Annotated in this window: 30 protein-coding genes and 1 other RNA gene; 13 read left to right on the plus strand and 18 right to left on the minus strand. The window is 67.8% G+C overall.

The window, feature by feature from the left end; all coding sequences use genetic code 11:
• Positions 1–219: 219 nt before the first annotated feature.
• Positions 220–891, minus strand: coding sequence for a hypothetical protein (locus tag ASE95_RS17165; protein WP_200918716.1), 672 nt, complete (start codon positions 889–891; stop codon positions 220–222).
• 221 nt (positions 892–1,112) lie between these two features.
• Here ASE95_RS17165 and ASE95_RS01565 point away from each other — a divergent pair, with 221 nt between their 5' ends.
• Both ASE95_RS01565 and ASE95_RS01570 read left to right on the plus strand, forming a co-directional pair.
• Positions 1,113–2,270, plus strand: a complete 1,158-nt coding sequence (locus ASE95_RS01565; protein ID WP_056630510.1) for a hypothetical protein — start codon at positions 1,113–1,115, stop codon at positions 2,268–2,270.
• A gap of 1 nt (position 2,271) precedes the next feature.
• On the plus strand, positions 2,272–2,709 hold the full coding sequence (locus ASE95_RS01570) for a DUF3597 domain-containing protein (RefSeq protein WP_056630511.1): 438 nt from the start codon (positions 2,272–2,274) through the stop codon (positions 2,707–2,709).
• A 23-nt stretch (positions 2,710–2,732) separates the two neighbouring features.
• Here ASE95_RS01570 and ASE95_RS01575 read toward each other — a convergent pair whose 3' ends face one another.
• Both ASE95_RS01575 and ASE95_RS01580 read right to left on the minus strand, forming a co-directional pair.
• A complete protein-coding gene (locus ASE95_RS01575; protein ID WP_056630514.1) occupies positions 2,733–3,440 on the minus strand; it encodes a glutathione S-transferase in 708 nt (235 codons plus the stop codon).
• Positions 3,437–3,721 carry a BolA family protein gene (locus ASE95_RS01580; RefSeq protein WP_056630518.1) on the minus strand — a complete coding sequence of 95 codons (285 nt, stop codon included), beginning with the start codon at positions 3,719–3,721 and terminating at the stop codon, positions 3,437–3,439. Before ASE95_RS01580 ends, ASE95_RS01575 begins: the two co-directional genes overlap by 4 nt.
• A 47-nt stretch (positions 3,722–3,768) precedes the next feature.
• Here ASE95_RS01580 and ASE95_RS01585 point away from each other — a divergent pair, with 47 nt between their 5' ends.
• On the plus strand, positions 3,769–4,362 hold the full coding sequence (locus ASE95_RS01585) for a J domain-containing protein (RefSeq protein WP_056630520.1): 594 nt from the start codon (positions 3,769–3,771) through the stop codon (positions 4,360–4,362).
• 44 nt (positions 4,363–4,406) lie between these two features.
• On the opposite strand, the gene ASE95_RS01590 is transcribed toward ASE95_RS01585, so the two are convergent.
• The 4 genes from ASE95_RS01590 to sdhC all read right to left on the minus strand — a co-directional run bounded on the left by ASE95_RS01590 (position 4,407) and on the right by sdhC (position 7,650).
• Complete coding sequence (locus tag ASE95_RS01590) at positions 4,407–4,976, minus strand: ClpP family protease (protein ID WP_056630523.1); 570 nt, start codon at positions 4,974–4,976, stop codon at positions 4,407–4,409.
• Between the two features lie 66 nt (positions 4,977–5,042).
• On the minus strand, positions 5,043–6,848 hold the full coding sequence (gene sdhA, locus ASE95_RS01595) for a succinate dehydrogenase flavoprotein subunit (protein WP_056630525.1): 1,806 nt from the start codon (positions 6,846–6,848) through the stop codon (positions 5,043–5,045).
• Positions 6,848–7,225 carry a succinate dehydrogenase, hydrophobic membrane anchor protein gene (gene sdhD, locus ASE95_RS01600; protein WP_056630528.1) on the minus strand — a complete coding sequence of 126 codons (378 nt, stop codon included), beginning with the start codon at positions 7,223–7,225 and terminating at the stop codon, positions 6,848–6,850. The genes sdhA and sdhD overlap by 1 nt, the downstream gene beginning before the upstream one ends.
• Positions 7,225–7,650 carry a succinate dehydrogenase, cytochrome b556 subunit gene (gene sdhC / locus ASE95_RS01605; protein WP_056630531.1) on the minus strand — a complete coding sequence of 142 codons (426 nt, stop codon included), beginning with the start codon at positions 7,648–7,650 and terminating at the stop codon, positions 7,225–7,227. The genes sdhD and sdhC overlap by 1 nt, the downstream gene beginning before the upstream one ends.
• Before the next feature lie 182 nt (positions 7,651–7,832).
• On the opposite strand from sdhC, the gene ASE95_RS01610 reads away from it, so the two are divergent.
• From ASE95_RS01610 to ASE95_RS01625, 4 genes are all read left to right on the plus strand, one after another.
• A complete protein-coding gene (locus tag ASE95_RS01610; RefSeq protein ID WP_235528122.1) occupies positions 7,833–9,188 on the plus strand; it encodes a methyl-accepting chemotaxis protein in 1,356 nt (451 codons plus the stop codon).
• 107 nt (positions 9,189–9,295) lie between these two features.
• Positions 9,296–9,994, plus strand: a complete 699-nt coding sequence (locus ASE95_RS01615) for an SDR family NAD(P)-dependent oxidoreductase (RefSeq protein ID WP_056630534.1) — start codon at positions 9,296–9,298, stop codon at positions 9,992–9,994.
• Entirely contained in the window at positions 9,984–10,928 is a 945-nt protein-coding gene (locus ASE95_RS01620; protein WP_056630537.1) for a 50S ribosomal protein L11 methyltransferase, read from the plus strand. Before ASE95_RS01615 ends, ASE95_RS01620 begins: the two co-directional genes overlap by 11 nt.
• Positions 10,910–11,614 (plus strand): TIGR02117 family protein, encoded by a 705-nt coding sequence (locus tag ASE95_RS01625; RefSeq protein ID WP_082449439.1) that lies wholly within the window; start codon positions 10,910–10,912, stop codon positions 11,612–11,614. Before ASE95_RS01620 ends, ASE95_RS01625 begins: the two co-directional genes overlap by 19 nt.
• A 3-nt stretch (positions 11,615–11,617) precedes the next feature.
• Here the strand turns inward: ASE95_RS01625 and ASE95_RS01630 are convergent, their stop codons facing one another.
• Both ASE95_RS01630 and ASE95_RS01635 read right to left on the minus strand, forming a co-directional pair.
• Entirely contained in the window at positions 11,618–11,977 is a 360-nt protein-coding gene (locus ASE95_RS01630) for a hypothetical protein (RefSeq protein ID WP_056630544.1), read from the minus strand.
• A 45-nt stretch (positions 11,978–12,022) separates the two neighbouring features.
• Positions 12,023–12,433, minus strand: a complete 411-nt coding sequence (locus tag ASE95_RS01635) for a hypothetical protein (RefSeq protein WP_235528123.1) — start codon at positions 12,431–12,433, stop codon at positions 12,023–12,025.
• Between the two features lie 90 nt (positions 12,434–12,523).
• On the opposite strand from ASE95_RS01635, the gene ASE95_RS01640 reads away from it, so the two are divergent.
• On the plus strand, positions 12,524–13,426 hold the full coding sequence (locus tag ASE95_RS01640) for a pirin family protein (protein ID WP_056630548.1): 903 nt from the start codon (positions 12,524–12,526) through the stop codon (positions 13,424–13,426).
• On the opposite strand, the gene ASE95_RS01645 is transcribed toward ASE95_RS01640, so the two are convergent.
• Together ASE95_RS01645 and nusB are read right to left on the minus strand one after the other, a co-directional pair.
• Positions 13,413–13,592, minus strand: coding sequence for a DUF4169 family protein (locus ASE95_RS01645; RefSeq protein WP_056630551.1), 180 nt, complete (start codon positions 13,590–13,592; stop codon positions 13,413–13,415). The two genes, ASE95_RS01640 and ASE95_RS01645, sit on opposite strands and share 14 nt — an antisense overlap.
• 2 nt (positions 13,593–13,594) lie before the next feature.
• On the minus strand, positions 13,595–14,050 hold the full coding sequence (gene nusB, locus ASE95_RS01650; protein ID WP_056630554.1) for a transcription antitermination factor NusB: 456 nt from the start codon (positions 14,048–14,050) through the stop codon (positions 13,595–13,597).
• Between the two features lie 136 nt (positions 14,051–14,186).
• Here nusB and ASE95_RS01655 point away from each other — a divergent pair, with 136 nt between their 5' ends.
• Complete coding sequence (locus ASE95_RS01655) at positions 14,187–14,702, plus strand: YciE/YciF ferroxidase family protein (RefSeq protein WP_056630557.1); 516 nt, start codon at positions 14,187–14,189, stop codon at positions 14,700–14,702.
• Between the two features lie 62 nt (positions 14,703–14,764).
• Here the strand turns inward: ASE95_RS01655 and hisD are convergent, their stop codons facing one another.
• Positions 14,765–16,060, minus strand: a complete 1,296-nt coding sequence (gene hisD / locus ASE95_RS01660; protein ID WP_056630560.1) for a histidinol dehydrogenase — start codon at positions 16,058–16,060, stop codon at positions 14,765–14,767.
• A complete protein-coding gene (gene hisG, locus ASE95_RS01665; protein WP_056630564.1) occupies positions 16,057–16,716 on the minus strand; it encodes an ATP phosphoribosyltransferase in 660 nt (219 codons plus the stop codon). Before hisG ends, hisD begins: the two co-directional genes overlap by 4 nt.
• Positions 16,717–16,762: 46 nt before the next feature.
• On the opposite strand from hisG, the gene ASE95_RS01670 reads away from it, so the two are divergent.
• From ASE95_RS01670 to ASE95_RS01685, 4 genes are all read left to right on the plus strand, one after another.
• A complete protein-coding gene (locus ASE95_RS01670) occupies positions 16,763–17,824 on the plus strand; it encodes a DUF2332 domain-containing protein (protein ID WP_056630567.1) in 1,062 nt (353 codons plus the stop codon).
• Between the two features lie 51 nt (positions 17,825–17,875).
• The gene (gene thiL / locus ASE95_RS01675; RefSeq protein WP_056630570.1) at positions 17,876–18,754 is read left to right on the plus strand and encodes a thiamine-phosphate kinase; all 879 of its coding nucleotides are present in this window, start codon (positions 17,876–17,878) and stop codon (positions 18,752–18,754) included.
• A 79-nt stretch (positions 18,755–18,833) separates the two neighbouring features.
• Positions 18,834–21,020 (plus strand): sodium-translocating pyrophosphatase, encoded by a 2,187-nt coding sequence (locus ASE95_RS01680; RefSeq protein WP_056632939.1) that lies wholly within the window; start codon positions 18,834–18,836, stop codon positions 21,018–21,020.
• A gap of 180 nt (positions 21,021–21,200) precedes the next feature.
• Positions 21,201–22,808, plus strand: coding sequence for a DNA methyltransferase (locus tag ASE95_RS01685; protein ID WP_056630573.1), 1,608 nt, complete (start codon positions 21,201–21,203; stop codon positions 22,806–22,808).
• Between the two features lie 160 nt (positions 22,809–22,968).
• On the opposite strand, the gene ASE95_RS01690 is transcribed toward ASE95_RS01685, so the two are convergent.
• The 5 genes from ASE95_RS01690 to ASE95_RS01705 form a co-directional block, all read right to left on the minus strand.
• Positions 22,969–23,211: a hypothetical protein gene (locus tag ASE95_RS01690; RefSeq protein WP_056630576.1), complete on the minus strand. Its 243-nt coding sequence runs from the start codon at positions 23,209–23,211 to the stop codon at positions 22,969–22,971.
• Positions 23,212–23,294: 83 nt separating this feature from the next.
• On the minus strand, positions 23,295–23,618 hold the full coding sequence (locus tag ASE95_RS01695) for a YbaB/EbfC family nucleoid-associated protein (protein WP_056630578.1): 324 nt from the start codon (positions 23,616–23,618) through the stop codon (positions 23,295–23,297).
• Positions 23,615–25,243, minus strand: a complete 1,629-nt coding sequence (locus tag ASE95_RS01700) for a DNA polymerase III subunit gamma/tau (RefSeq protein ID WP_056630580.1) — start codon at positions 25,241–25,243, stop codon at positions 23,615–23,617. Before ASE95_RS01700 ends, ASE95_RS01695 begins: the two co-directional genes overlap by 4 nt.
• Positions 25,244–25,635: 392 nt before the next feature.
• An RNA gene (gene ffs, locus ASE95_RS17170) (signal recognition particle sRNA small type) lies at positions 25,636–25,729 on the minus strand.
• Between the two features lie 38 nt (positions 25,730–25,767).
• Entirely contained in the window at positions 25,768–26,094 is a 327-nt protein-coding gene (locus ASE95_RS01705) for a hypothetical protein (protein WP_056630583.1), read from the minus strand.
• Between the last annotated feature and the right edge of the window lie 68 nt (positions 26,095–26,162).

Genomic DNA, 26,162 nt, shown 5'->3' on the forward strand with positions numbered 1-26,162 from the left:
GTTATCGCATGATGACTTCGCGTCCAGCCTCGCAGAGCGGCGGAAGACGGTTGCCGAGCCGGACATGCCCCGCAATTCGGGCAATCGACGTACCGCGAGCAAGCGCGCCTTGCTAAGCGCGCTGGAGCGGCTCGGCGCCTCGTGGTGATGCAAGTATAAGTTTCTACTGCGCGACCAGCACAAAGACAGTCGATCACATGGAAAATCAGAACCGCGCCATTATCCGTATTCCCGCCGTAGTTTATCCCAGCGATCAAGAGCCGCTACGTACAGGGATCTGAACTCCTCTTCCTCGTTACCTCGCAAGGGATAGCGATCAACAGAGTAGGTTGCCCCGCGGATGACATCGAGAATACGGATTTCTTCGGGTGGCAAACCCGGCAATGAAGATGTTAGCAGCCATAGCCCCAGCCTGGCAGCGCTCTCCGTCAAGACCGGCTCAGGTGAGAAGTACGGATAAACGTAATGCTCAATGCCGTTTCCGTCTCTTAGCGAGAGCACACCCTCAACTTTCACGATTGCGTCGTTCACGCCCGGAAACAGAAAGCGCGCTTTCTGAGTGCTTCCGGGATGAAATGGCGCATTCGTAAAGCGCCTGCCCTCATTCCACCACAAAAGAAATCCGTCTCTAAGTCGTGGATATAAGCCTTCCCTCCCGGCGTTTGCAGCAATTCGCTCTTCGATACTGCGATGCAGATCCGAAACTCCTATGGCATGCGCCTTGGCATCGGACCAGAAGGAAGCATAGAAGTCACCTCCACCACTGCTGCCTTCAGCCTCACGAGCTATTTCATCGCGAATGTCGCTGCGAAGCGCTGCGGTCTGCTTATTCTCTGGAGAGAATAGTATCTTGAGAAGCTTCCTGAGATGAATTGATCTAAGCGACATCATAACTCTCCAGTCGCTATTATTCTAGATCAAGGAAAAACATAAGCAATAGTAATTACGTACAAAGCTATCGCTTGACGGCGAAACCACTTCGCCAGTCGCATCACCGCCACCCCCGCCGCTGGTCTTCGCGCCGATCGCGTCGTTACTGCCTCAGCACGGCCCTCTGTCCTACATCCTCCAACAAACCGCACCCTCGCCGATCAACCGCGAGGCCGCTCCGTATGTCCGACACCGACACCGACATCGCCCCCAACACGATCTCCCGCCGCGCCGACGGCTGGTCCGCCGCCAACCAGCGCGCCTTTCTCGAAGCGATCGCCGAGGGTCATGGCGCGGATGCCGCCGCGGCGCGGGTCGGCTTGTCCGCCACCTCCGCCTACGCGTTCCGCCGCACCACCAAGGGCACCACCTTCGCGCTCGGCTGGCGCGCGGCCACGCTGGTCGCGCGCGAGGTCGTCGCCGAGACGCTGATGGTCCGCGCGCTCCACGGCCAGGCCGACACCTATACCCGCGCCGATGGCAGCATCGTCACCCGCCACCGCCACGACAACCGCCTCGCCGCCAGCCTGCTCGCGCGGCTGGACCGGCAGGTGGAGGGCGCCGCCGATGCCGACCTCCACGCCGCGCGGCTGGTCGCGCAGGATTTCGACTCCTATCTCGATCTCGTCGGGCGCGACGACGGCGCGGCGCGCGCCGGCTTGCTGCTCGCGCGCCACAGCACGCGCATCGCCGCCGCGCTGGCCCGTGCGGCCGTCGACGATGTGGCCGCCCACGATCTCGCACCGCTCTACGCGCTGGCCGCCGCCGATCTGTTCGCACGCACCGGCGTCACCACCACCGCCGACCTCTCCATCGCCGATCTCGATCCCGCCCGGCGCGCGGAATGGAGCGCCGGGCAATGGACCCGTGCGGAGGCGGCGGGGATGGTGACGTTCGCCGCCCCCTCGTTTGCCGCCCCCTCGTTTGCCGCGCCGTCCGCCGATGACGATCGGACGGAGCTTGACGACGATGACGACGGCGCGGACGACGCGCCACCGTCTCAACATTCGCAACATTCGCCCGGCGAGGAGGCGGTGTGGTGGGACGACGATGTCGAGGAGTGGCGGACTCACTTCCCGCCCGCCGACGATTTCGACGGTGAGGAACATGGCGATCCCGGCACCCCCGATTACGAACGCACGCTCAGCACGCGTGAGGAAGCGGCGATGGGCACCCCGCCCGGCCATTGCTCGCCCGCGGAGGTCGCCGCGCTGGCGCAGGCACGCGACCTCTTCTTCGCGCCGCACGGCGAACCACGGCCCCCTGTCGCGGACGCGCCTGAACCTTCGCCGCTGCGCGACGTTGGCGTGTCACCCATCTATGACACAGGAATATCGTGATATGAGCATCTTCGGCGCGATCAAGAAGGCGATCTTCGGCGATCACGGCCCGCTCGGCGGCCAGTTCTCGGGCAAGAAGGATGCGCCCGCCGCGCAGCCCGCTCCCCACGCCGCTCCCGCCGCCACCCCGACGCCCACCGCCGCCCCGGCACAGGCCCCCGCCCCGGCGACCGCCGCGCCCGTCGATGTCGAGGCGGTGCTGACCGGCATCGCTACGTCGAAGGGCAATCCGGATCTCAACTGGCGCTCGTCGATCGTCGATCTGATGAAGCTGCTGGATCTCGATTCCAGCCTCGCCAACCGCAAGGAACTGGCGACCGAACTCGGTTATATCGGCGCGAAGGACGGGTCCGCGGAAATGAACATCTGGCTGCACAAGGCGGTGATGCGCGAACTGGAGAAGAACGGTGGCACGGTGCCGGCCGGCATGAAGGACTGAACGTCGCTCGGGCCGGGCGGCGTTCAGTCGCCGTCCAGCTCGGGATAATGGCGGAAGATGCCATCGGTGTTGAACGCCACCCTGCGGTCGCTTTCCAGATAGGCGGCGATCGCGGGCAATGCCGCCACCGCATCGCGCAGCCGATCCAGCCGCGGATGACGCCCCTGCAACGCGCGCATCCGGCGCGGGAACATGTAGCGAAGCCCTTCGATCACCTGGAACAACGCCATGTCGACCCCGCTCCATCGCTCGCCCGCGACCCACTCGCCATCGCGCGCGCCGGCCGCGCGTTCGAAATGGTCGAGGAACTTGGCGATGCGCTGGTCGCGGAACACCGCCGCCGCCCGCGCCGCCTCGGGACGTTGCTCGTCATACCACGCCATCGCGTCGACGGGGTGGTGGACGGCATGAACCTCCGCGACCAGATCGGCGACGGTCAGTTGCAGCTGGTGCAGCCACACCCGCGATGTCGCGTCCGCAGGACCGATGTCGTGGCGGTCCTGCACGAACTGCACAATCGCCGCGACCTGCCCCACCGCCATCTCGTCTGTCACCAGATATGGCGGCGCGAGTGGCCCGTCCGGCGCACGCGCGGCCATGTCGGCCAGCATCGCCTCGGCCCCGTCCTCGCGCGCGCGGTCGCGATACGCGATCCCGCCCGCCTCCAGCACCAGCCGCACGAACTCGCCGCGCCCCTGCAGGGTCGGCCAATACCACAGGTCGTACGTCATTCGCCCGGTGCCCGCGCGGCGATCGCCAGCGCATGGATGCGCCCGGCCAGCAGATCGGCCAGCGCATGGTTCACCAACCGCTGCCGTGCGACCCGCGACAGGCCGGCAAAGGCGGCGCTTTCGATCGTGACGCGGAAATGGCTTTCGCCGCTGCCGTCGTCGCCCAGGTGCCCGCTATGCTGGGCGCTCTCATTGAGCACCTCCAGGCTGGTGGGGGATAGCGCGGCGGTCAGGCGCGCGGCGATCTCGGCGGCGACGGCGCCGGTGGCAGCTTCACTCATGCCGCCCCATATAGCATCCCTTGTACGTCAAGCGACGAGTTGAGTGCGTGAAGGCCCAGAAAGATCGACCGAATGCGCGTTTCCATGGCCGGGTGGAGGGGGCCGACCGCCCCTGCGACCATCCCGGCTGCCCCGAACCGGGCGAGTTTCGTGCGCCGCCACCCGAAGGCACGGGGCCGCACGACGGCCCGCCCCGCTTCCGCTGGTTCTGCCTGGATCACGTCCGGGCATTCAATGCCGGGTACAATTTCTTCGACGGCATGACCGCCGACGAGATCCACGACGCCCAGCGTCCGCTCGCCGGATGGGAGCGGGAGACGCGCGCCTTTTCGCGGGCGCGAAGCGGGGATCAGGGGCCGCGCTGGTCCGATTTCACCGACCCGCTCGACGCCATCGCCGCCCGCTATGCCCGCACCGCGCCCCGGGCCGACGGCCGCGCCCTGTCGCCTGAGGATCGCCGGCATCTCGACACATTGGGCCTGTCCTACGACGCGGATCGGGGCGCATTGCGCAAACGCTATTCCGAACTGGTCCGACGCTATCACCCCGACCGCAACGGCGGCGACCGCACCCACGAAGCGGCGCTGGGCAAGGTTATCGTCGCCTATCAGCAACTTCGCCGGGCGCGGGCGTTCGCCTGAGCGGGTCCACCTCGATCGACCCGGCACACGGCCGATATCGAAGTCTAGATGATGTCGAGGACCAGGCCCAGGTCGCGTGCCTCGGTCGCCTCGATATACCAATTGTTCGGCGCCCGCTCCCGCAGGTCGTCCAGCGTCACGCTGCTGCCACGCACCAGATCGGCGAAGCCTTCTTCCTGGATGCGGATCGAATCCTCGATCTCGTTCAGTTTGGCCTTCAGAACCGGGGCCAGCGTGTTGAGTGGACCCGACAATTGGATCGTCGAGTTCATGATCCGTTCGTGTATCATGATCCGCGAATTGCGCGTCAGGAACCGCTTGTCGACGGGGAAAGCGGACATGAACGTCGCCCCCGCCGAATAGACTGCGACCTTGCCGAGGAACAACGCCTCGCGCCCGGTATATTCGCGCAGCAACCGGATGGAATCACCCATCGCCCGCGCCATTTCCGGATCGCCGCCCAGCGTGGTGATCGACACCACGATGGGGCCGTCACCCGGCACGGCGGCCAGCTGGTCCTTGAAAATGGCGTACATCATCTCGTTCACGGGGCCGTGAAGCTGGATGTGCGGCGCTGCGAGCAGCGGATAGGCGGCGGATCGATGGTCGGTCATGCCGCGCACAAAGCCGCGACCGACCGCGAGGTTCCGCCGCCCCCTGCAGGAAGCGGCGGAAAGTCGTCAGTACACGCGCTTCTTCGGCTTGATATAGTCGATGTCGTCGGTCAGCGTGTAGTCGTGGACCGGGCGATAATCGATCGCGGTCGCGCCGCCCTTTCCGCCCCAGCCATCGAACGTGGTGATGGTGTGCTTCATCCAGTTCGCATCGTCGCGCTCGGCAAAGTCCTCGTGCATGTGTGCACCGCGGCTCTCCTTGCGGTTCTCGGCGCTCTTCATCGTCACCACCGCCTGGCCGATCAGGTTGTCGAGCTCCATCGTCTCGACCAGATCGGTGTTCCAGATCAGCGAGCGATCGGCGACGCTGACGTCTTCCATCCCCTTGTAGATCGCGTCGATCTTGGTCACGCCCTCGCTCAGCAGCGCGCTGTCGCGGAACACCGCGCAATGCCGCTGCATCGTCCGCTGCATCTCCGCACGCAACTTCGCGGTCGCCGTGCCGCCCTTGGCGTGACGGAAGTGGTCGAGCCGGCCGAGCGCCATCTCTTCCGAACCCTTGGGCAGCGGGTTGTGCGCGGTGTTCGGCTTCAGCGTGTCCTTCAGGCGCAGCCCGGTTGCGCGCCCGAACACCACCAGATCGATCAGCGAATTGGAGCCGAGCCGGTTGGCGCCGTGCACCGAGACGCACGCCGCCTCGCCCACCGCGAACAGGCCGGGCACGACCGAATCCGGGTTGCTGTCCTTCAGCCGCACGACTTCGCCGTGATAGTTACAGGGGATGCCGCCCATGTTGTAGTGGACGGTCGGCGTCACCGGCAGCGGCTGGCGCGTCAGGTCGACCCCCGCGAAGATCTTGCCCGTCTCGGTAATCCCCGGCAGCCGCTCGTGCAGGACCGCAGGATCGATATGGTCGAGGTGGAGGAAGATGTGATCCTTGTCCTTGCCGACGCCACGTCCCTCGCGCATCTCCATCGCCATCGACCGGGCCACGACGTCGCGGCTCGCCAGATCCTTGGCTGACGGGGCGTACCGCTCCATGAAACGCTCGCCCTCGGAATTGGTCAGGTAACCGCCCTCACCACGCGCGCCTTCTGTGATCAACACGCCGGCACCGTAGATGCCGGTCGGGTGGAACTGCACGAACTCCATGTCCTGCAACGCCAGACCTGCGCGCAGGGCCATGCCGTTGCCGTCGCCGGTGCAGGTGTGTGCCGATGTCGCCGACTGGTACACACGCCCGCCGCCGCCCGTGGCCAGCACGACCGCGTGGCTGCGGAAGCGGTGGATCGAGCCGTCTTCCATGCACAGCGCGATCACGCCGCGGCACGCGCCATTTTCCATGATGAGGTCGAGGGCGAAATATTCGACGTAGAAGTCGGCGTCATACTTCAGCGATTGCTGGTACAGCGCGTGGAGCATCGCATGGCCGGTACGGTCGGCCGCCGCGCAGGTGCGCTGCACCGGCGGGCCTTCGCCCATGTTCTGCATGTGGCCGCCGAACGGCCGCTGGTAGATCGTGCCGTTGTCGTTGCGACTGAACGGCACACCGGCGTGCTCCAGCTCGTACACCGCCGCCGGTGCCTCGCGCACCATATATTCGATCGCGTCCTGGTCGCCCAGCCAGTCCGAACCCTTCACGGTGTCGAACATGTGCCACGACCAGTGATCGGGCGAGTTGTTGCCCAGCGATGCCGCGATCCCGCCCTGCGCGGCGACGGTGTGGCTGCGGGTCGGGAACACCTTGGTGATGCACGCCGTCTTCAGGCCGCTTTCCGCGATCCCCATCGTCGCGCGCAGGCCGGAGCCACCCGCGCCGACCACGACGGCGTCATAGGTGTGATCGATGATCTTATATGCGTCGGCGGACATCAGGCTTGGCTTCCGAAAGCGACCTTGAGGATCGAGAAGATGGCGGTACCCGCGGTCGCGACGGTGAACACCGTCAAAAGCACCGTCAGTACGAAGCGGCTTTCCTTATGGGCGTAATCTTCGATCACGATCTGCAGTCCCAGGCGGAAGTGGTAGAAGACCGAGGCGATGAACAACGCCATCGGCACCGCTGCCCATGCCGACGACAGCCACAGCCGCACCGTGCCATGATCGTACGACGGCAGCGTCGCGATCGACGTCATCAGCCAAACGAGCAGCAGGAAGTTGGTGCCAGCGGTCAGCTTGTGGTGCCACCAGTGCTGCGCACCGTGCCCGGCGCTGCCCAGCCCGCGAACGCGACCGATTTCGGTGCTCATCACTTCATCCCCAGGATAAGCCAGAAGCCGATCGTCAGCAGCGTCGATGCGACGAAGGTCAACACGGCCAGACGACGATTGAGCTTCAATTCGAACCCGGCGCCGGTGTCCATCACCAGATGGCGGATGCCGCTCATCATATGCTGGAACATCGCCCAGGTCAGCAGCACGCCCACCACCCAGCCAACTACGTTCAACGCGCCCGACGACGTCGTGAACACATCGAGGAACACGCCATAGGCCGCGGGACCGGCCGCGATCGCCGCCAGCCACCAGACGAGCAGCAGCGTGCCGACGGTGGCCATGCCGGTGCCCGTCGCGCGATGCACGATCGACACGGTCATTGCCGGGCTCCAGCGGTAGTGGATCTGGAGCGGTCCGCTGAACAGATGCGGGCTGCGCGGGCGGGCAGGTTTCGAAGCCAAGCGCGGTATTCCTCGAATGGGGCCGTGGCGATACGGGTTTGCGGCGGTCTATGCGTCCACGGCGCGCGCGATGCAAGCGCAGCAAGCGTTCACCATGCCGCATCGCGCCTTCCTCCCCTAACTCGCTGTTAACCGATGTTCGCTAGGCCGGTCGTCGACAATCCTGTGAACGGAGCAGATTCTTGCCCAACGATTTGCCACCGATCGGATCGGTCGCCGCCGCCGTCGATCTGAATGCGCGCTTCGACGTGTTCGATCTCGACGGCGAACTCGCGCATGCCGCCCGCGACCTCTGGGCGTCGTTGCGCCCGCGCGTGCGCTCCATCGCGGCCGAATATTGGGTGCATTGGAAACGCTGCTTCGGCGCGGCGGTCAGCTATGCACAGCACGAAAACGAGCAGATGATCGACCTTGGGGTCACGTTCCTGGAGAACCGCTTCCTGCACACGCGGGAGCGTACCTGGATCGAGGCGATCGAACGGTCGGTGGCGGCTGCCTACGCCGCCGGCGTGTCGCCGATGGCATTGCTGGCGATGATCAGTGCCAGCGACCGTGCTGCGCTGGACGTGTTGATGACCGAGATCGCCCGCGACGATCCGCGACTGCCGCAGCTGATCGATACGTTGATGCGCCTGTCCGCGCTGGAGGGTGAGATCACCGTCGCCATCTACTCGGTTTACAGCGCGCACAGCGCACAGGGCGCGCGCGACCGGCTGGCCGCCGAGTTTCGTGACGAGATCGCGGCCACGGTGGAGGCGACCACGCACGAGGGGCACGATCTGCGCGCGCAGGCATCCGGCGCCTCGTCGTCGGCGCGCGGCATGCTGGGCAAGACCAGCGAAGTCGCTGCCGCGGCCGAACAATCGGCGGTCGCCATGCGCGACGCCGCGTCGACCGCCGCCGGGCTGATCCGCGCGATCGAGGACGCCCGGGCCGAGGTGGAGGTCGCCGCCGACATCGCTACCCGCGCCGCCTCGCAGGCCGGCGATGCTGTCGTGGTCTCCGGTGCGCTCAGCGACCACGCCAAGTCGATCGAGTCGATCCTCGGGCTGATCCGCGACATCGCCGGCCAGACCAACCTGCTGGCACTCAACGCCACGATCGAAGCAGCGCGTGCGGGCGATGCCGGCCGCGGCTTCGCGGTGGTCGCGCAGGAGGTGAAGAGCCTCGCCAACCAGACCGCACGCGCCACCGACGACATCGCCGCGAAGATCGCCGCGATCCAGGCCGCCACCCGCGTCACCGTCGACACGTCCGCCTCGATCCGCAACACCGTCGCCGAAGTGCAGGATTCCGCGACGCGCATCCGCCACGCCATGGAATCGCAGGCGCAGACCGTCACCGCGATCACCGCGGCGGTCGATGAAACCGCGCTCGCCGCCGATTCGATGTCGCACACCATCGCCACGATCCGCGTCGATACCGAAGCGGTCGCCAGCGAGATCGACCGGCTGGGATCGGGCTTCGAGTCGCTGGCGGGTCGCCTCGGCGACCTTGACACCCGCGCCGGCAATTTCGCCAGTCGCGTCGCCGCCTGACGAACCGCTCGCACAAGCGACGAGAGCGGCCGTTCCGAAGGATCGCGCGAAAGGGATGGTGTCGCCGGCGTAGCCTGATCGCCCCCGCGCCGCTACATGCCGGGGTCATGACCAACATCCTCATTACCGGGGCGAGCCGCGGGATCGGCGCGGCGATCGCCGAAGCCCTCGCCACCGTTCCCGACGTGGTGGTCGCCGGACAAGGCACCACCAGCGGCATCGCCGCCGATTTCGCCGATCCCGGTGCCCCCGATGCGCTATGGGCCGAGGCGTTGGAACGGCTCGACGGGCGTATCGACGTGCTCGTCAACAATGCCGGCGTGTTCGAGGCCAATCCCCTCGACGCCGACGATGCCGACTGGCTGGCGTCGTGGGAACGGACGCAGCGCATCAACCTGACTGCCGCAGCACAATTGTCGCGCCATGCAGTGCGGCAATGGCAGGGGATTGGCGGCGGCCGGCTCATCAACGTCGCCAGCCGCGCCGCCTATCGCGGCGATTCACCTGCCCATTGGCATTACGCCGCCGCCAAGGCCGGGATGGTCGCGATGACCAAGACGATCGCGCGCGGATATGCGGCGCAGAACATCCTTGCCTTCGCGATCTGCCCCGGCTTCACCATGACTGGCATGGCCGACGATTATCTCGCCAGCCGCGGCGGCGACAAATTGCTCGCCGACATACCGCTCGGCCGCGTCGCGCAGCCCGAGGAGGTCGCCGCACTCGTCCGCTTCTGCGCACTGGAGGCGCCCGCGTCGATGACCGGCGCGGTCCTCGACATCAACGGAGCCAGCTATGTCCGCTGACATCGACAGCTGGCGCGTGACCCTGCCATGCACCCGCGCCGAGGCCGAGGCGATCGATGCCGCGGACGATCTCGCGATCGATGCCGTGCTGATGACCACCGAGGAGGTCGAGGACGACCGCGAGCGCTGGCGGCTCGACGCCTATTGCGAGCATGAGCCGGACGCCGCGATGCTGGCCGCGCTCGTCGCACTGGTGCCGAGCGCGTCTGGAACCCCGCCAGCGGTCGTGCCGCTCACCTCGCAGGATTGGGTGACGATGAGCCAGGCGGGGCTGGAGCCGATCCGCGAGGGTCGCTTCGTCGTCCATACCAGCGCGCACCCCGTCGAAACGCCGCCGGGCGGGCGCGCCTTCCTGATCGACGCCGGGCAGGCGTTCGGCACGGGTCATCATGCCACCACTTCCGGTTGCCTTGCGATGCTCGACGGGCTTGCCGCGCGCCCGATCGTCAACGCCATCGATCTGGGCACCGGCACCGGGCTGCTCGCCTTCGCCGCCGCACATCTATGGCCCGCCGCCGCCGTCACCGCGACCGACATCGATCCGGCCGCGATCGAGGTCACGCGCGAGAATATGGCGCTGAACCAGGTCGACGGCATCACGCTGGTTGTCGCGGACGGGGCGCTGTCCGACGCGATCGGCGCGAACGCCCCTTATGATCTGGTGATCGCCAACATCCTGGCGGGGCCGCTGATCTCGATGGCGCCCGAGGTGGCGGCGATCGCCGCACCGGGCGCGGCGATCGTGCTGGCGGGCCTGCTGGAGACGCAACGTCAGCAGGTCGAACGCGCTTTCACCGACTGCGGCTGCACCGTCGTTGCGGTCGATCGGCGTGGCGACTGGTCGATCCTGCGCCTTACCGCCGGCCGCGAACGCCACATTCCCTCGCGGCCGATCGATCCCAAGGGCCGGGACGGATGGGCGCTGGACCTGTAACCCGCACCTCCACGACGCACCCGGTTGGCGCGATCGTCCGCGCCGCCGGGCGTGTTGCGGCGGCGATGCTCGCGCTGGGCGGTGCATATGTGCTCGCCGCGCTGCTGCTGTCGGCCATCCCGCGTAACGCCGGCTGGGTCGCCCCTGCCGCCGGGGTCATGATCTGGGTCGAGGACAATGGTGTCCACACCGGGATCGTCATGCCAAAGCGCGCCGCCGGTGTCGACTGGACCGGCGACTTCCCCGCCCGCGACCTGCCCGACCCGCGCTACGCCGCGCACGATCATGTCGCGGTCGGCTGGGGCGAACGCCATTTCTATCTCGGTACGCCGACCTGGTCGGACGTCCGCCTCGCCACGGTCCTGCGCGCGGCGCTCGGCAGCCCGGACACGCTGCTGCACGTCGAACATGTCCCGCGCCCTACGACGGGGGAGCATGTCCGCGCCGTCACCCTGCAACCGCAGGAGTATCACCGTCTTGTCGCGACCATTCGCGCCAGCCGTGGCATGGGCGCGGCGATACCGGGCTATGCGCGCTACGACGCCTTCTACCCCGGCACCGGACGGTACGACGCGCTGCATACCTGCAACGCCTGGACCGGCGATACGCTGGCCGACAGCGGCGTCCGTATCGGCTGGTGGACGCCCTTCTCCGGCAGCGTCATGCGCTGGCTTCCGCGCGGTTGAGCGTCAGCCGTTACCGACACCCGTCTGGTTCGCCATCTCGCCGCGCGTAGCGGACAACGACGGGCCAGGTCCGGTCGCCGGACGCAAGCCGTCGCGCTCGGACGCGGGCACGGCGGCGGTCGGATCGGGGCGGAATGCGTCCGGGGCACGTGTGGTGCCGGGCGTCGGGGCGTCGGCGGCCAGATCGGGCACCTCGTGCTCGGCATTGCGCGCCGGCAGGAAGCGATCGAACCATCCCATACCGGCCGCCGCGCCAACGGCTGCGACGATCGCCCCGAATGCGCTTGCCGCGACGATCGCGGTCGTCCGCCGGGAGTCATGCGCTGCCACGGCGCGCGATTTCTGCTGCTTCTTTTTGGTCATGTTGCCCTCAACGGTTCCGCTCGCACCCACGTTCCACGTCGTCGCTCAGGCAGCTGCCGGCTCACGCAACGGCCATAGCTTGCCCGTCTGGCGATCCAGCCCGCGCGCGGTCACGACGTCCAGCACCGTCGTACCGATCACGAACGCGATCGCGCCCCAGATCGCGCGATTGGTGGGCGAACGCCGCGCCGCCAGCCCCAGCGTACCCAGGTCGATCGCATCCCCGGCAACCCGGTTCCATACGGTCGCCGACGCCGCCGGACTGGCGAGGATGCCAAGCCCCGCCACCACCTCACGCGCGCCGAAGCCGCGCACGACGCCGGCATGGTCCTCCGCATCAAGTCGCCGCGCGATCCGCTTGGGTGCGAACAGTTCCGCAGCGCCCAGCGCCAGCGAGAACAACCCCAATCCCAAGCTCAACCCTTTGTAATTCATGTCATAATCCCGATCTGGCATTGATGCGCCTTCAACGGCATCACGTGCGGGCAGGTTCCGTCTCCCGCGGATCGCTGCTAGGGCGGCGGCATTGCTGACGGAGTGCACTGAATGTCGACCCGCGATGACCTGGTTCTTCAGACGCTGGAACCCGCCACGCACGATCTTGGCGGCTTCAAGGTTTACCGCACCCTGCCGCATCGCGACCGGACGATGGTCGGCCCGTTCCTCTTCTTCGATCAGATGGGGCCGGCGCACCTGCCGCCCGGCAACGGCGTGGATGTGCGGCCACATCCGCATATCGGCCTGTCCACCGTCACCTACCTGTTCGAGGGGGCGTTCCAGCATCGCGATTCGCTGGGCAGCGACGTCCGCATCGCGCCGGGCGCGGTGAACCTGATGACGGCCGGTGCGGGCATCGTCCATTCGGAACGCTCTCCGGACGACGTCCGCGTCGACGGCCCTCGCCTCGACGGTATCCAGACGTGGCTGGCGCTGCCCGACGGTCAGGAGGATCGCGCACCCGCCTTCGAGCATGTTCCGGCCGATGCGCTGCCGATCATCACCGCCGGCGGCGCGACGGCGCGCGTCGTGATGGGTTCGCTGTGGGGCGCCACCGCACCGGTCACCGCCTATGCCGAGACGATCTACGCCGACATCGTGCTGGAGCCGGGCTCATCGGTGCCGATCGACGACAGCACCGACGAGCGTGCGATCTACCTCGCCAGTGGCACCGCGACGCTCGACGGCCTTACGCTGGAGCCGCAACGGCTGTACGTGCTGCGCCCCGGCATCACCGCGACGCTGTCGTCGCCGACCGGCGGTCGCGCGATGCTGGCCGGCGGGGCGGCGTTCCCGAGCCCGCGGCACGTGTGGTGGAACTTCGTCCATTCCTCCCGCGACGCGATCCGCGAGGCGAAGCGCGCGTGGAAAGCCGGCGAGTTCGCCAGCGTCCCGAACGACAGCGAATGGATCCCGCTACCGGAGGTGCCGAAAACCGTCAGCTATCCGTAAGCTTCGCGCCATCGAGCGCCGTGTCGCGCCGCGTCCGTTCCTGCGCCTCCGCTGCCTTTTCGGCCTTGGTCCGCCCGAACGCGACACGATTGGCGCTCGCCTGCGCTTCTTTAGTGACGCGGGCCTTCGCCTTGCGCGCACCCTTCAGCGACACGACGTCGCCCATGGCTATTCGCGAACCTGTTTGCCGATCGCGTCGAGCAACCCGTTGACGAACCCGGCCTCGCGCTTCTGATAGAAAGCGTGCGCGACATCGACGTACGAACTGATCGCCGCCCCGACCGGCACATCGGCACGCGCCAGCAATTCGTAGGTGCCGGCACGCAGGATCGCCTTCATCGGCTTGTCCAGCCGCTCCAGCGACCAGCCGGTGGTCAGCCGCTCCTCGATCAGCAGGTCGATCTCGCCCTGACGCGCCGCCACGCCGGTCACCACGTCGTCGAAGAACGCGACGTCGGCGTCGGCATATTCGACGTCGTCGATCGTCGCGCCCAACCGATGCTGGTGAAATTCGTGGAGCAGCACCGGCATCGCGGTGCCCTCCATCTCAAGCTGGTAGAGCGCCTGGACGGCGGCGAGGCGCGCGGCGGCGCGGGCCTTGGTTCTGGCGGCGGTGCGGGACATAGGCCGCGCGCTGTAGTCGCTGCGCACGCGTTCGTCACCCCCTGGTGATGATTGACATGCATCAGGCGATTTCCTCGCAACGGACGGCGACCCGTCTCGTTCGATGCCGCGTACCCCAAAACCGAGGAGAACGATCATGGGCCTTTTCACCAAGGACATCGAGACGCTCGACGACCTGTTCCTGCATCAGCTGCAGGACATCTATTATGCCGAGAACCAGATCACCAAGGCGCTGCCGAAGATGATCGACAAGGCCACCGCCCCGGAGCTGAAGAAGAGTTTCGAGACCCACCTGCGTGAAACCGAGGGACAAATCGCGCGTCTGGAGCAGGCGTTCGAGGCGCTGGACCAGAAGCCCAAGGCGGTCACTTGCCCGGCGATCGACGGCATCATCAAGGAAGCCAACGAAGTCGCGGGCGAGGTCGCCGACAAGGCGGTGCTCGATGCCGCGCTGATCGCCTCGGCGCAGGCGGTCGAGCATTACGAGATCACGCGCTACGGCACGCTGATCGCCTGGGCGCAGCAGCTCGGCCATACACAGGTCGTGCCGTTGTTGCAGGCGACCCTCGACGAGGAAAAGGCCACCGACGACAAGCTGACCACGCTGGCCGAGAGCAAGGCGAACCGCAAGGCGGAGCTCGCCGGCGGCTGACCTGATGCGGCGGGGGCGGCAGATCCGCCCCCGCCGTCCCTCCCGACGCCAGGAACGTTCGCCTAGCGGTTCGTCCGGATGCGCAGCGCCACCGATTGCGCGTGCGCCGGCAGCCCCTCTGCACGCGCCAGCGCGATCGTCGCCGGCCCCAGCTCGTTCAATGCGCTCTCGTCGAGCTGCAGGAAGCTGGTCCGCTTCATGAAATCGGTGACGCCCAGCCCGCTGGCGAAACGTGCCCGTCGCCCGGTCGGCAACACGTGGTTCGGCCCCGCGACATAGTCGCCGATCGCCTCCGGCGTGTGTCGCCCCAGAAACGCCGACCCTGCATGACGCAGCAGATCGAACAGCGATCGCGGATCGTCGCACGCGAACTCGACATGCTCCGGCGCCAGTCGATCGACCAGCGGGATCGCCTCGGCCAGGCCCGGCACGATCACCACCGCGCCATTGTCCTCCCACGCCACCCGCGCGACGCCCTGCGTCGGCAACGCCTGCAACTGCCGCTCCACCGCCGCCACGACGCGCTCTGCGAACCCGGCATCGTCGGTGAACAGGATGGATTGCGTCGTCGTGTCATGCTCGGCCTGGCTCAGCAGGTCGGCGGCGATCCATTCCGGATCATTCGCGCCATCCGCGACGACCACGATCTCGCTGGGCCCCGCTACCATGTCGATCCCGACCACCCCGTACACCTGCCGCTTGGCCTCCGCGACCCAGGCGTTGCCCGGACCGGTCACCACGTCGACCCGCGCGATCCGTTCGGTGCCATAGGCGAGCGCCGCGATCGCCTGCGCACCGCCGATGCGCCACACCTCGTCCGCGCCTGCCAGATGCGCGGCGGCCAGCACCAGCGGGTTGACCTCGCCGTCGGGCGTCGGCGTCACCACCACCAGCCGCTCGACCCCCGCGACCCGCGCCGGCATCGCGTTCATCAACAGCGTCGAAGGATAGGCAGCGCGCCCGCCCGGCACGTAGACGCCCGCCGCGTCGACCGCGCGCCACCGCGCGCCCAGCCGGACGCCCGCCGCATCGGTGAAGCTCGTATCCTCGGGGCGCTGCTTCTCGTGATAGGTGCGGATCCGCGCCGCCGCGAGTTCCAGCGCGGCGCGCAACTCCGGCTCCAGCCCCTCGAACGCCGCCGCGCATGCCGCCGCATCGACCCGCCAGCCGGTTTCGTTCAGATCGTGCCTGTCGAGCTTCTGCGTGAACGCGTGCAGCGCCGCATCGCCGTCGTCGCGCACCGCGCGCACGATCGTGGCGACGTCGCGCACCACGTCCACCGATGCCTCGCGCCGCGCATCGACCAGTGTATCGAAACGCGCCGCGAAGTCGCCGTCTCGCGTATCCAGCCGGATCATGCCGCCTGCTCCGCCACCGCGTTGCGGAACGCCTCGACTAACGGAAAGACATGCGCGCGCGTCTTCATCGCCGCCCGGTTGACGATCAGCCGCGCCGACACGTCCATGATCCGTTCCACCTCGACCAGCCCGTTTTCCTTCAGGGTCCGCCCGGACGACACCAGATCGACGATCCGCGTCGCCAGCCCCAGCGTCGGCGCCAGCTCCATCGCCCCGTTCAGCTTGATACACTCCGCCTGCACGCCGCGCGCGGCGAAATGGCGGGCGGTGACGTGCGGGTATTTGGTCGCGACACGCACGTGGCTCCACCCGCGCGGATCATCGCCCGCCGCCACGGCCGCCGGCTCGGCGATCGACAGGCGGCAATGGCCGATGTTCAGGTCGACCGGCGCGTACAGTTCGGCGTAGTCGAATTCCGCCAGCACGTCCGAACCGACGATCCCCAGCTGCGCCGCCCCATGCGCGACGAAGGTCGCGACATCGAACGCGCGAACGCGGATCAGCTCGACGCCGTCGCGGTCGGTACGGAACCGCAGCGCACGGCTGCGCTCGTCGCCGAACGCCGGCTCGGGCACGATCCCGGCGCGCGCAAGCAACGGCAGCGCTTCTTCGAGGATGCGCCCCTTGGGAACGGCGATGACGATTGGATCTGACATGCGCGCGGCTTTACGTGGGCACCTTCGGCGGCGCAATGAGGCGTGGATGGCAGACGAACCCACCAACCGCGCCGCATTCGAGGTGCAGGCACGATATTGCGATGCGATGGCTGCCCCGCGTACCGCAGGATTGTGCCGCGCGCTCGCCCGCGTGCTGACGCGCGACACCCGCACCGGTGACCGTGTACTCGGATGGCCGGGCGAGCCGGTCGCCGACGCCACGGTACTGCGGCTGGTCGGCGGCCTGCACGCTTTGTCCAGGCGCGGCATCGCGGACCCGTTCGCCGACGACGACGCCGCGCTGGCGAAGATCATCACCACTCATGACGACACGCTGCTGCCGTGGCTCGACGGACCGCCGCAAACCAACGAGGCGCAGCGGTCGGCGGGGCTGATGACCGGGCTGCTCCATGTCGCCGCCGCCTTCGGTCCGCGGATCGAGGTGCTGGAGATCGGCTCCAGCGCGGGGCTGAACCTGCTGATCGGCCGCATGCGCTTCGATCTCGGCGGGGTCGATGCCGGTCCAGCCGACTCGCCGCTGACGATCGTCCCCGAATGGCGCGGCCCGCCCCCGCCCGCCGCACCGATCGTCATCGAGCGCGCGCGCGGCGTCGACATCGCCCCGGTCGACGTCCGCGACCCGGCGCAGGCCGAACGCCTCGCCGGCTACGTCTGGGTCGACAATCCCGAGCGGTTGGCACGGCTGTCGTCCGCAATCGACATGGTCCACGAACGCGCGGTCGACCTGACCGCCGGCGACGCGCCCGACTGGGTAGAGGCGCAACTCGCCGCCCCGCAGGACATCGGCACCACGCGCGTCCTGATGCATTCGGTGGTGTGGCAGTATCTTCCGCCCCGGTCGCGCGATCGCATCCGTGCCGCGATGGCGGCGGCAGGTACGCGCGCCACCCGCGATCGCCCGCTCGCCTGGGTCATGATGGAGCCGAACCGCGATCTGCACCGCCACGAGGTGCGTGTGCGATGCTGGCCATCGGACGCGCCGATGCAACTGGTCGCGCTCACCCACGCGCATGGTGCCTGGGTGGAGGGGCTGAGCGCTCCCTACGAAACGCGTGACTATGTGATGCGGCGCGGGGCCTATGAATAGGCCGGTCGTCCCGTCACCCGCCGCTCCCGTGTCGTCGATGCGCGCCGCTCGATGAACGAGGCCGCCTTCCTCGCCCGGCTTCGCGCGATGCCGCTCCATTCCGGCGCGCATGGCCTGACCGACGACACCGCCACGATCGTCGGCCTGACCGTCACCACCGATACCCTGGTGGAGGGCGTGCATTTCCTCGCGTCTGACCCGCCACAGGATGTCGCGTGGAAAGTCGTCGCGACCAATCTGTCCGATCTCGCCGCCAAGGGCGCGCACGTGGAGGGTATCCTCCTCAACTACCCCTTGCGCGACGCCGCGTGGGACGCCGCCTTCCTCGACGGTCTCGCGAACGTGCTGGCGGCACTCGCCTGCCCGTTGATCGGCGGGGACACCGTCACCCTGCCCGCGGGCGCACCGCGCGTCCTCACCGTCACCGCGTTCGGTCGCGATGCCGCTGCCGCGCCCCGCTCGGGCGCGCGGGCCGGGGATGGCCTGTGGGTCACCGGCACGATCGGCGATGCCGGGGCGGGGCTGGCGATCGCGCGGGCCGGCACCGGTGACGCGCTCCTCCTCGCCCGTTATCGCCGCCCTGCCCCGCGCCTTGCGGAAGGACGCGCGCTCGCCCCGCTGGTCCATGCGATGATGGACGTGTCCGACGGCCTGCTGATCGACGCGGAGCGCATGGCCGCTGTCAGCGGTCTGGCGGTGACGATCGACCTCGGCGCGGTTCCGCTCGCCCGCGGCGTCACCGACGCGCTCTTCGCGGCGACGGCGGGCGACGATTACGAATTGCTGTTCGCGGCGTCGCCGGATTTCGCTCCGCCGGTCGCCGCAACGCGCGTCGGCACGTTCGCAGCGGGTGCGGGGCTGACCTTGACGCAGGATAACCGGTTGATCGAGCTGCCCGAACGGCTGGGATACCAGCACGGCTTGCGCTGACGCGGTCGCGTGTTAGCCTCCTCTCCCGCGCGACGTTCCCGGCGACAGACCGGACGCGCCACAAGGAGGGATGAAGGGCATGACGATCGTCTATCTTGCCATCGTCTGCGGCCTGATCGCCGTACTCTATGGCTTCGTAACCAGCCGACAGGTGTTGTCCGCTTCGCCCGGTAACGAGCGGATGCAGGATATTGCCGCCGCCATCCAGGAGGGCGCACGCGCCTATCTCGGGCGGCAATACACCACCATCGCCGTCGTCGGCGTTGTCGTCGCGATCGTACTGGCGATCACGCTCGGCACGCTGTCGACGATCGGCTTCGTCATCGGTGCGTTGCTGTCGGGTGCGGCGGGGTTCGTCGGCATGACGATTTCGGTGCGCGCCAACGTCCGCACGGCGGAGGCGGCGCGCGGCTCGCTGCAGGGCGGCCTGACCATGGCGTTCCGCTCCGGCGCGGTGACGGGCATGCTGGTCGCCGGCCTGGGCCTGCTCTCGATCGCCCTGTTCTTCTGGTATCTGACCGGCCCGTCCGGCTTGCTGCCCAATGATCGCCGGATCGTCGAGGCGCTGACCGCACTGGCATTCGGCGCGTCGCTGATCTCGATCTTCGCGCGGCTGGGCGGCGGCATCTTCACCAAGGCGGCGGACGTCGGCGCGGATCTGGTCGGCAAGGTCGAGGCCGGCATTCCGGAGGACGATCCCCGCAACCCCGCCGTGATCGCGGACAACGTCGGCGACAATGTCGGCGATTGCGCGGGCATGGCCGCCGATCTGTTCGAAACCTATGTCGTGACGCTGGGCGTGACGATGGTGTCGATCGCGCTGCTGATCCAGGCAAGCCCTGCGGAGCTGATGCGATTGATGAGCCTGCCGCTGGCGATCGGCGGGGTATGCATCATCACCTCGATCATCGGCACCTATATGGTGCGGCTGGGCAGGAACGGCTCGATCATGGGGGCGCTGTACAAGGGGTTCTGGACTTCCGCGCTGCTGTCGGTCCCCGCACTTTGGCTGGTCACCAGATGGGTGCTTGGTGATATGAACGCGGTGATCGGCGGCGCAGGCTTCCTCGACGCCGATCGCGATGCGGCGTTCGATGCGATCACCACCGGCATCACCGACAGCGCCGTCGCGGGCGTACCCGCCGCCGCGGCCTTCACCGGCACCGACCTGTTCTGGTGCATGATGATCGGCCTGGCGGTCACCGGCCTGATCGTGTGGATCACCGAATATTACACCGGCACCAATTATCGTCCGGTCAAATCGATCGCGAAGGCCAGCGAAACCGGCCACGGCACCAACGTGATCCAGGGTCTGGCGATCAGTCTGGAATCGACCGCCCTGCCGACGCTGGTCATCGTCGTCGCGGTGATCGCCGCCTACAAGTTCGCCGGGATCATCGGCATCGCGTTCAGTGCCACCGCGATGCTGGCGCTCGCCGGGATGGTCGTCGCGCTCGACGCTTACGGGCCGGTCACCGACAATGCCGGCGGGATCGCCGAGATGGCCGGGCTGGAGGACGAAGTGCGCGCGCGCACCGATGCGCTCGACGCGGTCGGCAACACGACGAAGGCGGTGACGAAGGGCTATGCCATCGCCTCGGCGGGGCTGGCGGCGCTGGTGCTGTTCGGGGCCTATACCACCGATCTGGCGATCTTCTTCCCCGACCTCACCGTCGATTTCTCGCTCAGCAACCCGTACGTCATCGTCGGCCTGCTGCTCGGCGCGCTGCTGCCCTATCTGTTCGGCGCGTTCGGCATGACCGCGGTCGGTCGCGCGGCGGGCGCGGTGGTCGAGGAGGTCCGCGCGCAGTTCCGCGACAACCCCGGCATCATGGCGGGCACCAGTCGCCCGAACTATGGCCGCACGGTCGATCTCGTCACCCGCGCCGCGATCCGCGAGATGATCGTGCCTTCGCTGCTCCCGGTGCTGTCGCCGATCGCGCTGTACTTCATCGTCCGCGCCGTCGACGGGCAGGCCAGCGGCTTCGCGGCGCTCGGCGCGATGCTGCTTGGCGTGATCGTCTCCGGCCTGTTCGTCGCGCTGTCGATGACCAGCGGCGGCGGCGCATGGGACAATGCCAAGAAGTATATCGAGGACGGCAATCACGGCGGCAAGGGATCGGAGGCGCACAAGGCCGCGATCACCGGCGACACGGTCGGCGATCCGTACAAGGACACCGCCGGCCCGGCGGTGAACCCGATGATCAAGATCACCAATATCGTCGCACTGCTGCTGCTCGCCGCGCTGGCCGCGCACGGCGGATAAGCCTCCCGTCACTGCGGGCGGAGCGCGGCGACCCGCCGTCCGCTCCGCCCGCAGTGACGTCCTTTGTCCAGTCGGGATCGATCCGAAACCGCGCAAGTCGCGCGCGCGGCGGCGCAAACCGCACCGCCCCGGATGCACGTTCGCGCGACACCGACGACGCCAGCCGCTTCACTCGCCTGCATGTCCAGTGCCAATCGCCCCGCCAACCACCTCTATTACGGGGACAACCTCGACGTTCTGCGCCGTGACATCCCGCCGGGCAGCGTCGACCTGATCTACCTCGATCCGCCGTTCAATTCGAACGCGACGTACAACATCCTTTTCCGCTCGCCCGCCGGCACCGGCGCCGACGCCCAGATCGAGGCGTTCGCCGACACATGGCACTGGAACGACCGCGCCGAGGATGCTTTCGATCAGGTCGCGCGCAGCGGCCATACCAAGGCGTTCGACCTGCTCAACGCCATGCGCGGTTTCCTCGGCGACAACGACATGATGGCCTATCTGGCGATGATGGCGGTGCGCGTGGTCGAGTTGCACCGCGTTCTCAAGCCGACCGGCAGCCTGTATCTTCACTGCGATTCGACCGCGAGCCACTATCTCAAGCTGCTGCTCGACGGGATTTTCGGGGCGGAGCACTATCGCAACGAGGTCATCTGGAAGCGTACCACCGCACATGCCGATGGCGGGCGTTGGGGGCGCAACCTCGATACGCTGCTCTTCTACACCCGCGGCGCACAACATGTGTGGCACGCGCCGTACACGGCCTATGACGCCGATTACGAGGCGCGGTTTCGCCAAAGCGACGCCGACGGTCGCCAGTGGATGGACGACAACCTGACGGCCAAGGGGCTGTCGGGCGGCGGCTACACCTATGCGTACAAGGGCATCACCTCGCTGTGGCGGATGCCGGAGGAGACGATGCGCCGGCTCGATGCCGAGGGTCGCCTGCATTTCACCCGCGCCGGCGGCATCCGCCTCAAACGCTATCTGGACGAGGCCAAGGGGATGCCGGTTCAGGCGCTATGGGCGGACATTCCGGCGTTGAACTCGCAGGCGCAGGAGCGGCTCGGCTATCCCACGCAGAAACCGCTCGCGCTGCTGGAACGGATTATCGCCGCCTCCTCGAACGAGGGCGATGTGGTGCTCGACCCGTTCTGCGGCTGCGGCACCGCCGTCCATGCCGCGCAGAAGCTCGGCCGCCAGTGGATCGGCATAGACGTGACGCACCTCGCCATTTCGTTGATCGAAAAGCGGATGCAGGCCGCCTTCCCCGGCGTGGCCTTCACCGTGGAGGGCACGCCACGCGATCTCGCCTCCGCCGAGGATCTTGCGCGCCGGGACAAATACCAGTTCCAGTGGTGGGCGGTGTCGATGGTGGACGCGATGCCGTTCGGCGGGCGTCGCAAGGGTGCCGATGGCGGGATCGACGGCATCATCTACTTCAAGCCCGACGGGCGGCGGATGGAAAAGGCGCTGGTGTCGGTCAAGGGCGGCGACCATGTCGGCGTGCAGATGATCCGGGACCTGCATTCGACGATGGAGCGCGAAAAGGCTCCGGCCGGCGTGTTCCTGACCAAGGCGATGCCGACCAAGGCGATGGAGAAGGAGGCCGCGTCGGTCGGCCGCTTTCGCGCCGAAGCGACGGGGAAGACCTACTCCCGCCTTCAGATCATCACGCTGGCCGAGCTGTTCGCGGGCAAGCGCCCCGACCTCCCTTATGTCGACGCCAATGCCGCCTTTCGTCGCGCCGCGCGCGAGGCGACCGATCGACAGGGCGCGCTGCTGTAGAGCCCGGACGAGCCCCCGCCCGCCGCCGATACGGCCCCCCTCGCGGTCCATCACCGCTCCGGGGTGACACCGCCGGTTGGGGAAGCGGCACGATCCGGGTCGGGCACGGCACGGTAGATCGCCGCCCCCCGGCCAGCCGCACCACGCCCGCCGCACTGCATCATTTCGCGTCAGTCGCGCCGTCGATCGCCGATCCCGCCTTGTCGGCGGTACTTTCCACGCTTTTCGCCGCGGAGGTAATGGCGTTGTTCTTCGCGACTTCGCTGTCGTTGCGCACCAGCAGGAAATACGCTGCCACCACGACGGCGATCAGCACCGCCAGTCCGATCAACACGCCACCGCCGCCGCCACGGCGCTCGATGATCGTGGTGTGCGGCGTCTCGGTCACACGGTCGTCACTCATGGCTGGCTCCTGTCCTCGGGAAGCCATGAATGCGACACATGCGCTATTGTTCCGCTACCGCAAGGATCGTCGCGGGGTGGCGATCAGAACGGCAGCTTGAAGCCCGGGGGAAGCGGCAAACCACTGGTCATCTTCGACATTTCGGTCGAAGATACCGCGTCGGCCTTGGTCCGCGCATCGTTGATCGCGGCGGCGATCAGGTCCTCCAGCATCTGCTTCTCGGACGGCACGATCAGCGAATCGTCCAGCGCGACGCCGATGATCCGTCCCTTGGCGGAAGCCTTGATCTTGACCAGTCCGCCGCCGGCGACACCTTCGACCTCGATCGTGTCGAGGCTGTCCTGCGCCTTTTGCAATTCGTTCTGGACGTTCTGGGCCATTGCCAGGATGTCGTTGAGATCTTTCACGTAACACTCCGTTGTGCGGGTTTGGGATCGACCAGTTCGGCCGTGGGGAACGCATCGAAGGCGGCTGCGACGATCGGGTGCGCGCGCGCGGCGTCGTGGCGCGCCTGCACCAGATCCTGCTCGGCCTCCACCATCGTCGGCGCACCGGGCAGGTCGGCCATCGCGATCTTCCACGCCATGCCGGTCGCCTCGCGCAGCACCGCGCCCAGTTCGGTCAGCGTATCCGCCGACAGGGGCCGCGTGCCGCTGAACACCATCTCGGGCGGGGCATAGCGCACCAGGCTGGCGTTACGCCGCAGCCGCGCCAGCAATTCCAGCTTGTGCGATGCGTCCAGCAAAGCCAGCACGCCCGTGAAATCGGCCGGCACGCGGCTTTCTGGTTCCGGCGGCGCGGCGGGGGTCGCGACGATGCCCGCCGGCACCTCGCCACCCGCGATCCGCCGCGCCAGCTCACCCGGATCGGGCAAGGTCGAGGCATGAATAGCGCGCAGGATCGCCATTTCGGCGGTTTCGATCGGCAATGCCGCGCGCCCGACCTCCTCATGCCCCTTCAGGAACAATTGCCACAGCCGGTGCAGCGCCGGGAACGACAATCGGCCCGCCCACTCGCGATAGGCTGCGCGTTCCTCGGCGGGCTGCGCCATGTCGTCGGCCGCGCCCACCTTCACCTGCGTAACGCCGTGCACCGCCTCCAGCAGCGCGCGCAGCACGCCCAGCGGGTCGACGCCCAGATCATATTGACGGCGCAGCGCGGCCAGTGCGCCCGGCGCATCCGCGGCGAGCACCAGCGCCAGCAGGTCGCGCACCGCGTTGCGATCCGACAGGCCCAGCATCTCACGCACCGCCTCGGCCCGCACGCCGCCGCCTTCCAGATCGGCATGCGCGATCGCCTGGTCCAGGATCGACAGCCCGTCGCGGGCGGATCCTTCCGCCGCACGTGCGATCAACGCCAGCGCCTCGGGGTCCGCCTCCGCGCCCTCCGCCGCGACGACGCGCCCGAAATGCTCGGCAAGCAATGTCGCGGGAATACGACGCAAGTCGAACCGCTGGCACCGCGACAACACCGTTACCGGCACCTTGTTCACCTCGGTCGTGGCGAACAGGAATTTCACATGCGCCGGCGGTTCCTCCAGCGTCTTCAGCAGCCCGTTGAACGCCGCCTTCGACAGCATGTGAACTTCGTCGATGATGTAGATCTTGTAGCGTGCCGACACCGCCGAATAACGCGATGCCTCGATGATCTCGCGCACGTCGTCGATGCCGGTGTGGCTGGCGGCATCCATCTCGACCACGTCGATGTGCCGGCCCTCGGCGATCGCACGGCATGGCTCGCACACCCCGCACGGATCGATCGTCGGGCCACCGCTGCCATCGGGGCCGATGCAGTTCAGCGCCTTGGCGATCAGCCGCGCGGTGGAGGTCTTGCCCACACCGCGCACGCCGGTCAGCAGGAAAGCGTGGGCGATCCGGTCGCGCTTGATCGCATTGCCCAGCGTCTGGACCATCGCGTCCTGCCCGATCAGCGCGTCGAACGTCTGCGGCCGGTATTTGCGCGCCAGCACACGATAAGGCTGCGCATGTGCGACGGGCTGTGGCGGCGCGCCGAGGTCGAGGGAGTCGGACATCGCCGCCGATATAGGCATGGCCGGCGCGCTTGTCGAAACATCCCGCATGGCAGACCGTCCTTTAACCCGGCCGGCGTCGGGCCGGTCCCCCACCACAGCCGGCCACCATGTCCGGCATCGCACCGATCATCGCGCAACGCGTCAGGATGGCGGAGGAGGAAGCGCGCCGGCAGGGCCAGCAGATCGGGCCACCGTCTCTGTAGAAGACCGGATCGCGATCGTGCGTGCGCAACGATCGATGACGGTTGGCCGTTGCCATGATCCTACGCCAGCCGCGTAGATCGCGTCGGAAAACAGGAATGCCACGCGTCGGCCCGGGGGTCGTCGCCCCGCCATTCCGTGCCGGCGGCGCTTGCCACCGTCGCGCGGTGGCCGGTTTCGCACTGGCTGCGCGGTGGGAGCCGGGACGACCCGCGGCGAAATCGTTGTGGCTGCTTCCGTCAGGACCTGACCAAGTTGGCGACGACCACGTCCGCCCGACTCCCGCGCGCCGTATGGAGGAGCCGGGCGGCGCAATCAAGTCGTTAGCGACGCACGTTGAAGCAGCGACGCACCGGGCCGTAATAACCGTCCACCCAGCGACACACCGTCCTCACCCGCGGGCCGTTGCTCCAGTTACGCGCATAGCGACGCCGATCGTCATGCCAGCCGCGCCGGTCGTCCCGACCGCGATCGCCGCGCCAGCCACGCCGGTCGTTCCACCCGCGCCGATCGTCCCAGCCACGCCGGTCGTCCCAACCGCGGCGATCGTCCCATCCACGCCGGTCATGGCCGGGCTGGGCCGACGCGGCCATCGGCGTCATCGTCGCCACCGTCATCATCGCGGCGAAGCCCAAGGTCATCAGTTTCATACGCTACACTCCCGAAATCCCCTGCCCTGTCCGCAAGATGCTCGGGTAGCGCTGCACGTTGGCTGAAC

It is taken from the genome of Sphingomonas sp. Leaf231, from assembly GCF_001421995.1.
Classification (GTDB): domain Bacteria; phylum Pseudomonadota; class Alphaproteobacteria; order Sphingomonadales; family Sphingomonadaceae; genus Sphingomonas.

Coding starts and splice junctions, on each gene's coding strand:
- ASE95_RS01670 (WP_056630567.1), top strand. CDS start 16,763: ATGGCAGACGAACCCACCAACCGCGCCGCATTCGAGGTGCAGGCACGA.
- ASE95_RS01580 (WP_056630518.1), bottom strand. CDS start 3,721: ATGAGTGAAGCTGCCACCGGCGCCGTCGCCGCCGAGATCGCCGCGCGC.
- ASE95_RS01655 (WP_056630557.1), top strand. CDS start 14,187: ATGGGCCTTTTCACCAAGGACATCGAGACGCTCGACGACCTGTTCCTG.
- ASE95_RS01575 (WP_056630514.1), bottom strand. CDS start 3,440: ATGACGTACGACCTGTGGTATTGGCCGACCCTGCAGGGGCGCGGCGAG.
- nusB (WP_056630554.1), bottom strand. CDS start 14,050: ATGTCCCGCACCGCCGCCAGAACCAAGGCCCGCGCCGCCGCGCGCCTC.
- hisD (WP_056630560.1), bottom strand. CDS start 16,060: ATGATCCGGCTGGATACGCGAGACGGCGACTTCGCGGCGCGTTTCGAT.
- ASE95_RS01680 (WP_056632939.1), top strand. CDS start 18,834: ATGACGATCGTCTATCTTGCCATCGTCTGCGGCCTGATCGCCGTACTC.
- thiL (WP_056630570.1), top strand. CDS start 17,876: ATGAACGAGGCCGCCTTCCTCGCCCGGCTTCGCGCGATGCCGCTCCAT.
- ASE95_RS01570 (WP_056630511.1), top strand. CDS start 2,272: ATGAGCATCTTCGGCGCGATCAAGAAGGCGATCTTCGGCGATCACGGC.
- ASE95_RS01705 (WP_056630583.1), bottom strand. CDS start 26,094: ATGAAACTGATGACCTTGGGCTTCGCCGCGATGATGACGGTGGCGACG.
- ASE95_RS01700 (WP_056630580.1), bottom strand. CDS start 25,243: ATGTCCGACTCCCTCGACCTCGGCGCGCCGCCACAGCCCGTCGCACAT.
- sdhA (WP_056630525.1), bottom strand. CDS start 6,848: ATGTCCGCCGACGCATATAAGATCATCGATCACACCTATGACGCCGTC.
- ASE95_RS01690 (WP_056630576.1), bottom strand. CDS start 23,211: ATGAGTGACGACCGTGTGACCGAGACGCCGCACACCACGATCATCGAG.
- ASE95_RS01625 (WP_082449439.1), top strand. CDS start 10,910: ATGGGCGCTGGACCTGTAACCCGCACCTCCACGACGCACCCGGTTGGC.
- ASE95_RS01630 (WP_056630544.1), bottom strand. CDS start 11,977: ATGACCAAAAAGAAGCAGCAGAAATCGCGCGCCGTGGCAGCGCATGAC.
- sdhD (WP_056630528.1), bottom strand. CDS start 7,225: ATGAGCACCGAAATCGGTCGCGTTCGCGGGCTGGGCAGCGCCGGGCAC.
- hisG (WP_056630564.1), bottom strand. CDS start 16,716: ATGTCAGATCCAATCGTCATCGCCGTTCCCAAGGGGCGCATCCTCGAA.
- ASE95_RS01565 (WP_056630510.1), top strand. CDS start 1,113: ATGTCCGACACCGACACCGACATCGCCCCCAACACGATCTCCCGCCGC.
- ASE95_RS17165 (WP_200918716.1), bottom strand. CDS start 891: ATGATGTCGCTTAGATCAATTCATCTCAGGAAGCTTCTCAAGATACTA.
- ASE95_RS01590 (WP_056630523.1), bottom strand. CDS start 4,976: ATGACCGACCATCGATCCGCCGCCTATCCGCTGCTCGCAGCGCCGCAC.
- ASE95_RS01615 (WP_056630534.1), top strand. CDS start 9,296: ATGACCAACATCCTCATTACCGGGGCGAGCCGCGGGATCGGCGCGGCG.
- ASE95_RS01685 (WP_056630573.1), top strand. CDS start 21,201: ATGTCCAGTGCCAATCGCCCCGCCAACCACCTCTATTACGGGGACAAC.
- ASE95_RS01635 (WP_235528123.1), bottom strand. CDS start 12,433: ATGCCAGATCGGGATTATGACATGAATTACAAAGGGTTGAGCTTGGGA.
- ASE95_RS01620 (WP_056630537.1), top strand. CDS start 9,984: ATGTCCGCTGACATCGACAGCTGGCGCGTGACCCTGCCATGCACCCGC.
- ASE95_RS01640 (WP_056630548.1), top strand. CDS start 12,524: ATGTCGACCCGCGATGACCTGGTTCTTCAGACGCTGGAACCCGCCACG.
- ASE95_RS01645 (WP_056630551.1), bottom strand. CDS start 13,592: ATGGGCGACGTCGTGTCGCTGAAGGGTGCGCGCAAGGCGAAGGCCCGC.